At 60.5% G+C, this 12,566-nt stretch carries 9 protein-coding genes and 3 pseudogenes; 8 read left to right on the forward strand and 4 right to left on the reverse strand.

Going from position 1 to position 12,566, the window contains the following annotated elements:
* Positions 1–23: 23 nt before the first annotated feature.
* Positions 24–422 (reverse strand): cupin domain-containing protein, encoded by a 399-nt coding sequence (locus K309_RS0127825; RefSeq protein ID WP_232232510.1) that lies wholly within the window; start codon positions 420–422, stop codon positions 24–26.
* Positions 423–1,167: 745 nt separating this feature from the next.
* On the opposite strand from K309_RS0127825, the gene K309_RS37650 reads away from it, so the two are divergent.
* The 3 genes from K309_RS37650 (at position 1,168) to K309_RS42575 (ending at position 7,617) form a co-directional block, all read left to right on the forward strand.
* Positions 1,168–4,563: an ATP-binding protein gene (locus tag K309_RS37650; protein ID WP_084402574.1), complete on the forward strand. Its 3,396-nt coding sequence runs from the start codon at positions 1,168–1,170 to the stop codon at positions 4,561–4,563.
* A gap of 131 nt (positions 4,564–4,694) precedes the next feature.
* Positions 4,695–5,405, forward strand: coding sequence for a DUF2182 domain-containing protein (locus K309_RS0127835; protein WP_232232511.1), 711 nt, complete (start codon positions 4,695–4,697; stop codon positions 5,403–5,405).
* Positions 5,406–5,997: 592 nt separating this feature from the next.
* Entirely contained in the window at positions 5,998–7,617 is a 1,620-nt protein-coding gene (locus K309_RS42575; protein ID WP_051320643.1) for a hypothetical protein, read from the forward strand.
* A gap of 81 nt (positions 7,618–7,698) precedes the next feature.
* Here K309_RS42575 and K309_RS37660 read toward each other — a convergent pair whose 3' ends face one another.
* Entirely contained in the window at positions 7,699–7,899 is a 201-nt protein-coding gene (locus K309_RS37660) for a hypothetical protein (RefSeq protein ID WP_051320644.1), read from the reverse strand.
* Positions 7,900–7,994: 95 nt separating this feature from the next.
* Positions 7,995–8,360 carry a HipA domain-containing protein gene (locus K309_RS0127850; protein WP_029049428.1) on the reverse strand — a complete coding sequence of 122 codons (366 nt, stop codon included), beginning with the start codon at positions 8,358–8,360 and terminating at the stop codon, positions 7,995–7,997.
* Between the two features lie 325 nt (positions 8,361–8,685).
* Between K309_RS0127850 and K309_RS43220 the strand changes: the two are divergent.
* From K309_RS43220 to K309_RS0127875, 5 genes and pseudogenes are all read left to right on the forward strand, one after another.
* Positions 8,686–9,039: pseudogene (locus K309_RS43220) on the forward strand (SNF2 helicase-associated domain-containing protein); the annotation flags it as partial.
* A gap of 208 nt (positions 9,040–9,247) precedes the next feature.
* Positions 9,248–9,763: pseudogene (locus K309_RS43225) on the forward strand (SWIM zinc finger family protein); the annotation flags it as partial.
* Between the two features lie 131 nt (positions 9,764–9,894).
* Positions 9,895–10,170, forward strand: a complete 276-nt coding sequence (locus K309_RS43230) for a hypothetical protein (RefSeq protein ID WP_232232512.1) — start codon at positions 9,895–9,897, stop codon at positions 10,168–10,170.
* Between the two features lie 80 nt (positions 10,171–10,250).
* Complete coding sequence (locus K309_RS37675; protein ID WP_369796535.1) at positions 10,251–11,201, forward strand: tyrosine-type recombinase/integrase; 951 nt, start codon at positions 10,251–10,253, stop codon at positions 11,199–11,201.
* Positions 11,202–11,324: 123 nt separating this feature from the next.
* A complete protein-coding gene (locus K309_RS0127875) occupies positions 11,325–11,774 on the forward strand; it encodes an HU family DNA-binding protein (protein WP_029049430.1) in 450 nt (149 codons plus the stop codon).
* A gap of 323 nt (positions 11,775–12,097) precedes the next feature.
* Here K309_RS0127875 and K309_RS44355 read toward each other — a convergent pair.
* Positions 12,098–12,315: pseudogene (locus tag K309_RS44355) on the reverse strand (DNA-binding protein); the annotation flags it as partial.
* Between the last annotated feature and the right edge of the window lie 251 nt (positions 12,316–12,566).

The raw sequence follows: 12,566 nt of genomic DNA on the forward strand, positions 1-12,566 counted from the left end.
TCGTTCGGCGTTGGGCCGACAAGCTATTTCTTTCCTGGATCCTCCGCGGGATTCAGGTAGCTGATGCCCCATGGACCGGTGCCATGAATCTGAATGATGGTTTCTTTGCTGGTGGTGTAGGCGAACATAGGCATTCCCGCGGGCATCATCATGACGCCGCCAGCCGGATAAGCCTTGGCTTTGGCGCGATCGAACGTCTCGCCGATGCCAAAATGGAGCGTCCCGGACAACACGGTGACTCGCTCAAACACGGGATGAGTGTGGGCTGGGATCTTGAAGTTCGGAGGAAGCTTGATCCGCATGGTGAACGGCGCGGCTTGCTTGAGATCACCTTCCAATACCGCCAGTTTGGCGCCAGGTCCGATCGATGGGGCCTCGGTCCACTTGACTTCGGACGGGACGATCGAAATGTGGCCTTCCATAGCGGGCTCCGCTGCCAGAGCGGGGGCCATAATGAGCGCACTCAGCGCGCATGCCGTCGAGGCTTCAATAATTCTAGAATTGCGCATTCTCTACTCCTCTGCACTCGCGTTTCCCCGGTCAACCAGCCACCAGTGCCGGCAATCGCCGGCCTGAGAGCCGCTAACCGGTCCGCGTAAATGCCGCCGCCTGCCTTTAACCCAGCCTGAGCGCGGGCTGAGGCAAAGGACGGATGTAACGCCACGGCAGCAATTTCAGCCTAGCGTGCCGGGTAGCCGGAAGCAAGCAGCGCGGATCCTGATCCGATGAAGCGTCCCTCGCCTTCTTCCGCAAGCCAATAGGCAATCTTCGTAGGACAGTGAATGCCGGGCCGTAGTCGTAAAGGGCATCAAATCCTGCGGCGAGACATCCGATACCACGGTACGCACCGGCGTGTGATTTCTAATGCCATGACCAGGCTCCCTCGGGCTCCCTCGCTAATTGATTCGGTACTCATGAGCGGGCAGTCGAAGGGCTGATTGCGTTGCTGACGCAGTGCGCTGCCACATCGCAGTATCCTACCGCGGTAGATTTCCACCGCCCGACCGGCAACCGTTCCGGGACCGGACCTACAATGAATACGGAGGCAGTACGGCAGGCAAGAGGTGAGCACCACAGCACAATTTTGCGAATCCGGCCCGAAAATCGGAGTGACCACGCTGCTGACCGGCTTGTTATCGACACTTGGACCGCAGCCAGAGGAGCCAAATGCCGAGTGACACGAGCGGGGCCGGTGGCGAACGGCCGACGCGGTTACAGGTCCGTCTTCTTGGTACAGGCGAAATCATCCTGGACGGCCGCTCTCTTCGCGCCTTCAACTCTCTTCGCTTGCAACGGTTTCTGGGGTTGATCGCCTTACGGAGAGACCCCCAGCACCGATCACGACTCGCGTTCGAACTCTGGCCCAACTCCGACGAATGCCAGGCGCGCACCAACCTCAGAAAGCTGCTCCACGACTTTCGTCATTCCCTTCCCGACATCAGTGAGTTCGTCGAGATCGACAACGAGACTGTGCGGTGGATTTCGAGTGGGCCGAGCGAGGTCGACGTGCTCAGGTTCCAGGATGCCATCGCGGCCGGTGATTTCGAGCTCGCCGCACGCCTCTATTCGGGCGATCTTCTCCCTGCTTGTTATGACGACTGGGTCCTGAATGAGCGAGCGAAACTTCGAACTGAGGCGTATCGGGCCCTGGTGCGGCTGACTGAAGTGGCTGCGAGGCACGGCGACCACAAAGCCGCGATCCAGCATACGCAACGCATGATCGACCTGGAGCCGACCGACGAAGCGGCCGTTCGAACTCAGATGGAAGCACATCTCGCGCTTGGCGACAGAGCCGCGGCGCTGCGCTCCTACCACCGGTACGCGGAGGTGCTCGAGCGCGACCTCGCGGTGGCACCAGGCGAGGCGCTCCGGATCATGTACCAACAGCTGCGGGCTGATACCCCCAACCGCGGCGACGTGCGGGGCAAGGACCTACCCGTCGCCGAATCGCCTTTCGTCGGCCGCGACCTTGAATGGAACCAGCTCGTTGAGGCATGGAACACCGTGCAGGAGAGGGGGGCACATCTCGTGTTGGTGACAGGGGAACCGGGGATCGGAAAGTCCCGTCTCGCACTGGAGCTAGGCCGCCGTGTCCGGGCAGAGGGACATATGGTGGCATCGGCTCGCGCATATGAGGCAGCGGGCAGATTGCCGTGGGGTCCCGTCGTCGACCTGCTCCGATCTGATGCTATCCGAAGCCACATCGACACGCTGGACATGGCCTGGAGGGCCGAGCTTTCTCGTCTGCTGCCAGAACTCCGCGACGATTCCCTGCCATCTGAACGAAGCCAGTCGGGCGACCTGGCTCAGCGGCATCGGTTGTTCGATGCTGTGAGCCGTGCCATTGTCGCCGGCGATCGACCGCTCTTGCTGATTATCGACGATCTCCAGTGGTGTGACGCCGAGACCATCGAGTTGATCGGTTTCGTCGTCCGTGCCGGACAGACAGCACCGGTCCTCATCGTCGGCACGGTCCGCTGGGAGGAGATCCCACATCTTCATCCCCTCGTTAAACTCCTCGGCGCCTTGGGCCACGACCAGACGGTCACTACCGTGCCACTCGACCGACTCGATGAAGCCACCACTGCGAGGCTTGCTGCCCAGCTTCGCCTTGGGGACACGATCGATGCGAAACTGGCGGCACGACTCTGGAGCGAGACCGAAGGCAATCCACTCTTTGTCATTGAGGCTCTACGAGCAGGGATCTCTTCTGATGGAAGTCAAGTAGTGCTCACGCAGAGGATGCGGGCGGTGCTGCGCGACCGACTGGGTCAACTCACTGACGGTGCTCGACGACTAGCCGAAGTGGCGGCCGTTATCGGTCGGCCTTTCTCAGTCAGTCTGATGGTCTCGGCCACTGGGATCGCTGAGCACGAGCTTATCGATCACGTCGACGAACTTTGGCGTCGACGGATCATCCGCGATCAGGGGCCCGCGTACGATTTCAGTCATGACAAGCTGCGGGCGGTCGCGCTGGAAATGCTCAGCCCAATGCGTCTACGCCAACTCCACCGGGTTGTCGCCGAGGCGATTGCCGTCGAGCTTCACGGCGACATCGACGCGGCCAGCCCGCAATTAGCCGCACACTACGACCAGGCCGGCATGGCCGAACCGGCCATCAATGCCTACCGCGTCGCGGGGCGCCGAGCGGTGGCTGTGTCGGCCCTCGAAGAAGCGGTCACCATGTTTCAGAGAGCGCTCGCACTGCTCGCCGACCTGCCACCATCTCGCGACCGCGATTCACTCGAACTCGATATCCGGATCGCCCTCGGATCCCCGCTTGTTGCCCTCGACGGTTACGGCTCCATGGGCGCGCACCAACTCTACGAGCGAGCCCTTTCCCTTTGCCGCAAGCTTCACAGACCTGTGGAGCCGCCGATCCTCCGTGGACTCGGCCTCGCACGGCTGCAGGGCTGCCGCTTCGACGATTGCGATGAACTAGCTCAGGCCCTTCTTGTGCATGAGAGTCATGATCCGGTCGCCAGGACAGAGGGCCGATATCTCCTCGGTGTGAGTGCGTTCTGGCGGGGCGATCTGGCCAGGGCGCGTCACTATCTCGATAGCGCTATCGAAGCCTATGATGTATCCCATCGAGACGAGCATCTGGCGTTGTACGCCCAGGATCCGAAGGCGGTTTGCCACGTTCGGCTAGCTCTCGTCGAGCTGTGGACCGGAGATGCCGGCAAGGCTGGCCACACAGCTCGAACGGCACTTAAGATCGCCGCGGATCTCGATCATCCGATGACGTTAGCGTACGTCATCACTTACGCGGCGATTCTCGCGGGCGAATCCGAAGATCTCGCACGCCTCGCCGAGCTCCTCGCAGACGCCGAGGCTCTATGGAAGCGTCTTTCGGAGCGATACCTTATGGTGGTCCTGGAAGCCCTTCGGGGCTGGCAGGAGGCCTGCGCGGGATCGGCTGGCGGCATCGAGAAGATCGTGCGATCGGTGGCGCGCTCGCGTACCGAAGGGGAGACCCTCCACCTGACCTACACACTCCTTCTTCTCGCCCGGGCTCGCGGCTTGGTTGGCGAGTACCGTCAGGGACGAGCCGCCACACGCGAGGGGCTCTCGTGGTCACACAGATGGAACCAGCGTTATCTCGAGGCCGAGCTGTGGCGAGTCGACGGTGAGCTGGCTTATCGCACCGGGGAAACCGAGGCCGCTGCCGCTTCTCTGCGCAGCGCCGTCGAGACCGCCCGCGCTCAAGGGGCAGGCTGGATGGCCACATGCTCGGAATTTTGCGAGACATTGTTCTTACCGATAGAACTCGAGGCGAACCTGGAACTAAGAACTGCAAACGTTGATATACCAGGCATCATGACGAGCAGCGGCAGACCAATAATCAACGAATTTACTGGTCAACCGTTCCACATTGCGTTGGCACGCCCTAGCGGCAGTTTCGAGTTCACCTATGCAGAGATACGACAAGGGACGACCTCGGTGAAAGGTGATATGGAGATGGCGTTCGAGGATTCATGGGCGCATTTTTGCGTTCATCACTTCAATCAGGATGGGCTGGTCCGCGAAAGACCAAGACTCACGGCATGGCTTGGTATGTGACGTCCCGAAGAGGCCGGTGTCGAGGTGACACAGACACACGCCATATCCGGAATTCAACGAACATGATCGGGTGAAAAGTGAGGACGGTACCCATCGACGCTACACTTGAGGCAGCGGTCAGGCGCGATCGCTTGGTCGTCGTTAGCGCGCTTACTGCGGTTATCGTTCTGTCTTGGGCATATCTGCTAGCCGGCGCCGGCATGGTAATGGTGGCGCCGGCAGTGTGGACGCTCGGCTATGCATTCCTGATGTTTTTCATGTGGTGCGTCATGATGGTGGCGATGATGCTGCCCAGCGCGGCGTCGATGATTCTTTTGTTTGCAACGATCAATCGCAAGCAGCGCGACATCACCCGTCCCTATGTCGCGACAAGCATTTTCGCAATGGGCTATCTTGCCGCCTGGGCTGGCTTCAGCTTGGTCGCGGTGGTCCTGCAGTGGGGCTTCCAGCGGACAGGTATCCTTTCACCGACCCTCGTCGCCGCCAATGCGACCTTCAGCGGCCTTCTGCTACTCGCCGCCGGCATTTACCAACTCACCCCGATCAAGCATGCCTGCCTTCGCCAGTGCCGATCGCCGCTTGCATTTCTTAGTACCCATTGGCGGCGCGGTGCCCTTGGAGCGCTGCGCATGGGTCTTTTGCACGGTGCGTTCTGCGTCGGATGCTGCTGGTTTCTGATGGGGCTAATGTTCTTCGGCGGGGTGATGAGCCTCTACTGGATTGCGGGACTCGCACTATTCGTACTGTGCGAAAAGACTGTCCCTGCGGGGCACTGTCTCGGCTACGCAAGCGGCGTCGCTTTGCTCGCCGGGGGGGCCGGGATGCTGGCGCTCGCGTTCTGAGGTGGCATGCAGGAGACGCCGAGCCAGGCCATCAGTTGACGCGGACGCTCAAAGGAGACCGCGACAAAGCAATGGGGTGGACGCTCCCACTCGAACGGCATCGGTGTGCCAAAGTGGAGTTGCATGCCACCCTTTCACGGAGGGTTTAAGCGTCTGCACTCAAAAATCCTCTTTGAAATCGCTGGACTACGTACCAAGACGGTGTTCGCTCCGCCGCGATCATTTGAATGTTGATTATGCTAACTTACTGAAACAGGTACTCTACTTGTGGGCCGTCCGACGCGCCTCCGACAGTTTCATATTTGTAATTCAGTATAAATTAAGTGAGACTTAAAATAATTTCATGAATTCAACCCATTGACGGTCCATGCGTCGCAACCTATAGGAACAATGAACGAGGCAATAAATTTTCGACGAAAGCATTAGTCCATCTCATCTCCGCCGTTTGTGAGAAGCTACTTCTGGTTGGAGATATCAATGACTTGACAAACCTGAGGAGGGGCAAGTATCTGTTGATATCCTCGATGAAAGCGGCAAGCCTCTGCTCCAATTGGAACAACCAGATTGTCGCGGTATGTAAGACGGAGCAGCTATGCCCGATCTCGACTATCCAGAGCGCCCCAAAGCCTCTCCGTGTGGCGGCTTCCTCACGAGGAGCCGCGGAGGTCAAAGCGGCAATTTCGAAGTCGTCATCCCTTGGCCAGATGGCGGGTTGGCTCACTTCTGGCGGGACAATGACGATCCTGCCAAGACTTGGCACGGTCCAACGATCTTCGGCAGAGGCAGGTATCAGGGGGCGTCTGTAATCGAGTCGGACTTTCGTACGTTTGATGCCCGCTTGGGAAACCTCGAGGTAGTTGCAGTAGCCGAAAACGGTGACGCCGAGCACTGGTGGCGAGAGAATGGCGGAACATTTAGATGGAGCCAGGCGCCCACGGTCGTCGCCGGTGCGTCGCAGGGTGTCCCGGCGCTTGCTTACTCCGGCGCACGCTTCAAGGGATCCGGCTTCTTCTTCGATCTTGATGCGCATGGTCCGAGTGAGTTCTTCGTCGTGATCCCCTCGAAAGGTGGCGGGTTCAACATGTTCCGGCGCCGGAACGACGAGCGTCCCAATCCTTTCGGCTCGGGATCCACAATGCCGAACGGATGGGAGCAGATCAGTAGTCCTCCGGTATTCAGCTCCATTTCCAGCGCCATCCTCCGCGACAGGGACTTCGTCGGGTTGGGACTGGCCCTCACAACGCTGAAGAACATCACCACGTTTGCAGGTTGGAAAGCGATGCGGGAGGGGGTCGAGTTCGACATCGTCTCGGGAGACATTCTGGTATGCGGCGGCTCCAGCGAAGGAGCCCTGAGCATACTTGAATGGTCATACACCCGAAACCGACCGGGCGAAGTTAGCGGGCAGCTTTGGATTGACGCCACGTCGCTAACACTTCCCACCCCACTGGGACACGAGCTACGTCCATTTCGTGGCCGTCCAGCCATCATCCAAGCCGACTACGGCCTAGATGAAATCGGAGAGATCGGAGGGTTCTTCGGCGACGATGCCGAGTATGGCAATCTCGAGGTAGTGGCTCCTGCAAAGGCGGGTGGACTTCTCCACTTCTGGCGCGACAACGGCGACCACGGAGACACCCCCATATTGGACAATGGGTGGTCGTTCGGGACCAAATTCGGTGAGGCCATCTACGATGAGGTATCGATGATCCAGAGCCGCTTCGGCACGGGCGAAAACGGCAATCTCGAGGTCATTGCGCGTCGTCACAATCAACGCGGCTTCGACTTCTTCTGGCGGGAGGATTCTGATCGGGCTTGGCGCGGGCCAATCGCGGTCGTTGGCGACATACTCGGGACCGTGCAGCAGCCATTGATTGTTGAAGACATCCTGCATGCGCTGGCCGGTGTGGGCGTCAAATTTAGCGTCCCTGAGGCAGATCTGAGAGATTGGCTCGCCAACCCCGAGTTCACGCCCTACCCGTCAATTTCAAGCGTCCTTCTCGAAACACTTGCCGGCCACAAGCTGAAGCGCGATATCGATCTCGATGTCGTGGTATTCAACTACGAGCAGTCACCCGGCGAGCCCTCGCCCCGCAAGATCGAGGAGGTTGATGTCAGTGTGCTTAAAGCAGCGATCCTTGAGAGTTACAATTCTCGATACGGCACAAATGAAGCAGATCTGTCTCGAATTGCGTTGCCGCTAAGACTGTAAATCTGGTTCGTCGGGACTATTAGCGGGTGCCTTCATTTCCGGGCTCGTCGGGGAAATCTATGGGTGGTTTTCTTGGCCTGACTACGGTTCTTGAATCCGCATGAGGTAGCGATAGAGCTTGCGCGAAGTGGTATCGAAAGCCTTCTGCTCGGTCTCCGTGATGCGTGGCCAGATGAGCGGTCCACCCTCGTCGTCAATCATTTGCAAAAGCAGAGTTTCGGTGACAAGGCTCACCAAGTCGGAATCTTCATGGCGGCGACGAATGATTTCGCCGCCGAGCATCCAGAGATGGTCGCGATGACGGCGCCGGGTCTTGTCGGTGATTGACGAACACGTCGCGCACGCAGTCGCTCATCGTCTTTACCCGCGGCAGAGCCTCAGGGCAAATGGCGTCGTGTCTCAGCGCTGCTGATGTCTTCCAAGTGCCGGAATGCCGGCGCGATCTTGTCGCAGTCCAGTGCATCGACGCCATACTGCTCGAAGAACACCCGCCACTCGCGCACAACAGCCCAAATCCCCGCTATCAGCTCTGCGGCGCGCGCGGTGCTGATCGAGAACCGCTGGCAGCCAGCCAGGGCGTTGTCGATCGTTGCGCTGCGTCCTTGCGGCCCGATCTCGAGGTGCAACAGGCGTTCGGTAGCGTGGGAAGGCCGTGGCAACACGTCGTAGAGCGGGCTCAGGCGCCAGCCGGGCAGCCGCGGATCCCAGATGAACCCATGATTGCGCAGGTGGTCATTGGCCACGCTCTGGGACGAGATGGATACAGCCTTGCACCAGGAACTGGCGGCCGCAAACGTCCCGCTTCAGGAATTCCTCAAAAAGCACCACCCCGCCTGGAATCTCGTCGGCCGGGTGCATTTCAACCTCGCTGAGAACCGCAAGGACCCGGAGTCACCGTTCGCTTTCCTTGCGACGTACACCTCGCGCCTGTCGGCGCTTGGCAAAGCGCAACATCAGCCACTGTCGCAAGCCCTCGCGGAATTTTCAGGAGCCAGGAACAAGGCGCAACTGCTGTCGTTACTGCTGCCGGTACAGCGCGCCGCGGAACACTGCGATTGGCTTCGCGAGATGGTAGATAACGGCGAGATATACCATCCGCTGCGCTGGACGCCGCTCGATGCCTATCGCTTTCTCTCGGACCTGTCCCAACTCGAAGCGGCCGGGATAGTCGTACGCACGCCAGGCGTCTGGCACGCGGGCCGCCCTGCCCGTCCCGTTGTGAAAGCCAGCGTCGGCGCACGACCGCCTTCGCTCCTGGGCAAGGACGCGTTGCTCGATTTCAACATGGAGGTCTCCCTCGACGGCGAGCGTCTCAGCGCCGCCGAGGTTAAGAATCTGCTCAAAGGCGCCGACGGCTTGCAACTCATCCGGGGACGGTGGGTCGAGGTGGACAAGAAGAAGCTCGGTCGCCTCCTGAAGCGATTCGAGGCCATGGAACAGGCGGCGCAAGCCGGTCTGCCCTTTAATGAGGCCCTGCGCCTTCTGGCGGGTGTTTCGCTCGACGAGAGCGCCGAGCCCGCTGACCGCGACTGGTCGCAGCTAGTGGCAGGGCCCTGGCTGGCCGACATCCTGCAGGAATTGCGTCAGCCCGAGGGGTTGGCGAAGATCAGCCCGCAGAAAAAAGGCGGAACTGGCCACCGCGACAGCGAAGAAGGCTGGTGCGGTCCTGTCGCCTATCGCGGCGTATCGCGGTGCCATAGCCAAGACCGTCTGGGGCAAGGCCTGGTGCGACAACCTGGAAGGCTACAGCGACTATGCCAACCGCCTGCCGCGCGGGCGTACCTATGCACGCAACGGTTCCGTGATCGACCTTCAGATTACGGGAGGCGAAGTCCGCGCACAGGTCATGGGTTCAAGCCTCTACACGGTTGCTGTGACTGTGACGGCGTGTCCTGCAAAGCATTGGCGAGCGATCAGCGCCGATTGCGCGGGGTCAATCGATTCGATCGTGGCACTATTGCAGGGCAAGCTCTCGACAGCCGTGATGGAGCGCATCTGCAAACCTGGCACCGGGCTGTTCCCGATGCCTAAAGAAATCAGGTTCAGTTGCAGTTGTCCGGACTGGGCGTCAATGTGCAAGCACGTTGCTGCGGTACTCTATGGGGTCGGTGCGCGGCTCGACCAACAGCCGGAATTGCTCTTGTCTGATGATGCGCTGCGCAACTGGATGCGTGTCCAGAAGAACTGGAGATTGCCCGGACATGTCCGCAGCCCGCTGCCTGGCCAACCCGTGTCGGCTCGGTGATGCTGGCGGGCGGCGCCCAGTACCGACGCGTCATGCGCGCCGCGCTGGCTCGCCGGTACGGTCCCCAACTGCCTGCCCTGCAGGAAACCACTGGTGGCATCGGCATGCAGCGGTCGCAACTCGGCGCTTTCCTCGACCGGTTGAAGCCGGCGTTCCGTGATCAAATCGGCCAGCAAGCCAACGGCACACCGCTCCATCGCGCGTACGGGCGGATCGCGGACATGCTGGACGCCGCCTCCCCTCGCTACGCCTGCACCCGCGCAAGACTCGCCGCCCGCCGCAACCGTTATGGGCGACCGCGGCTCTGACCCTGTTATTTGCAAGCGATATCCGCCGCGAAGCGGTGGCAGGTGTGTGAGATGGGGCAAATTCAGTATATAACAGGGGCATGACGCAAATGGACTCCCTCTGGTTCAGCAACCCAACCCAGGCGTACCAGGACTGGCAGGCTCGCGAAGCGGCCGGCGCTGATCGCCGCCCCTTCTCGGCGCGCTCGATCATCCAGCATCAGGCGATGTTCGAGCATTTTCGTCGGCACCTGCTGGCACGAGGCACGACCATTGCCTCATTTGGCACGGCCGACGTCGACGCGTTCTGGCAAACCCCCAATGGCGGCACATACTCCCAGGCCACCCGCATGCGCTATGTGAAGCTGCTGGATCGGCTGTGCCGACATCTGGTCTTCGCCGGCGTACGGCAGGACAACCCTGCCGCTACGCTGCTCACAGCTGAACGCTGGCCAGACCACGAGCCAACACCTCAGTTCCTCACCGAAGCTGAGGATGGGCGGCTGCAGGCGTTTCTCAAGTTGCCTCCTGGCGATCTGGCCAGTTTGCGCAGCCAGGCAATTGTGGCGGCATTCCTCGGTACGGGTATCACCGCGGCGGAAGCGCGCGCGGCCCATTGTGCGGATCTGAGGCCGGACGCGACCCCACCCTACCTCGTCGTGCGGGCACATGGGCCCCGAGACGCCCGCACGATGCACCTGGCTAGCTTCGCGGTACCGGCCCTGCGGGCCTGGAGTACCCGGCGCGCGGAACTCCCCATCAAGGGCGAATTGCTTTTCACCCTTACCCCAGATGGTCGTCCAATCACCGACATGAGCTTCGGCCGTATCGTGTCCGAGATCCTCAACGCGATCCGCGCCACTGATGTCGAAATGAGCCCACGCACATTGCGCAATACGTTCTGCCGGCGCCACCTCCTGGCCGGTCACTCTCGCGATGAAGTGAGCCAAATGTTGGGGCTGGCCAGCAATCGCACCTGCGACCGGATCGCCGCGACCCTGACACCTGCACAAACGCTTCAAGAGAACGTAGAAGCCGAGCGCAAAGGCTAGCGAAGCGGAAGATCATGGAAATCCCGATCCCCGCTTGCATACGCGGCCGCTTTTGCTATGCTTCGCCCGTGCGCCACTCTAGAAATCGCTGTCAGGCGCGCACCTTTCTAATCAGACACGACTATGGCCACGAAAGCGAAACCTGTAGCAAAGACTGCAACGAAGACCGCAGCTAAGAAGGCTGCCCCGGCCAAAAAGGCCGCTCCTGCCAAGAAAGCCGCTCCTGCCAAGAAGGCTGCCGCTGCCGCACCGGTCGCCAAGCCGATCAAGGACACGTTCAATAAGTCCACCCTGCTGGCACACCTCGTGGAACAGACCCAACTGGACAAGAAGGCTGTCCAGACCGTGCTGGCCCACCTGGAAAACACCATGGTGAACGCCCTGCACAAGAAGGGCGCCGGCGAATTCACCCTGCCGGGCCTGTTCAAGGTCTCGGCCATCCAGGTTCCGGCCACGAAGAAGCGCTTCGGCAAGAATCCGTTCACTGGCCAAGAGCAATGGTTCGCGGCCAAGCCGGCCAGCGTGAAGGTGAAGGTTCGTGCGATGAAGAAACTGAAAGACGCCGCGATGTAACCGCACCGGTTCACGCATGCAAAAGAAAAAGCCCCGGAGTCTCGCGATTCCGGGGCTTTTATTTATTCTCTCCGCTACCACTCAGACAAATAATCCAATCTCTACGTACAAGAACGCGGCAATCGGCGGGACCAAGCAACCAAACCACCCGAATAGGCAGCGCTTACCGTTGCCTTCCATGGCGGTGAAGAATGCTTCCACGCCGCCCGGCAGGACAAATAGGGCTGCGAGACGGTGGCCCTGGACCGGGTCGCGCACCAAGCAAGCTGGACAGGCGCGGAGCGTGTTCGCAGCGCGCGATCCGCGGTCGGTGCAACTCCTAGCCAAAACGCTTGCAGCGCTTCCGCCGACATGCCCATGCTGCCCGTGCGCACCAGGTTGTAACTTGTTCGCGGTTAGGGTGCCCCAGTAGCGGAAGGACCAGCAAGCCGCAGACCTCGCGGTAGAGCGTGCGTTTTTCGGGGAAGCGCGTGAGCAGTTCGGCAATGTCGGGGGCCTTGGCGGCCTGCTCCGCGGCATCGGTCAAATCCCGCTCGTCAATTACGTCGCGAGCCGTTGAGCGGCCATCGCGCAAAGGCGCCAGCGGTGAGGGTCGTATCGTGCACATCGCCATTACCCAGGGCATGATATTCCGGATTGCCCGGTGGTCACCGAAATGGGCAAGATATAGGGCCCACGGATTCCAATCCATCCAAGTTAAGCCGCCAATAAAATCGCAATTCCCCCCGCGAACCCTTGACAGATGACGAGGTTCGAGGGGCCGCCGCCCTGCTTGCGCTGGCTGTTTAGCGC

This window comes from Cupriavidus phytohabitans, assembly GCF_000426345.1.
Taxonomy (GTDB): Bacteria; Pseudomonadota; Gammaproteobacteria; order Burkholderiales; family Burkholderiaceae; genus Cupriavidus.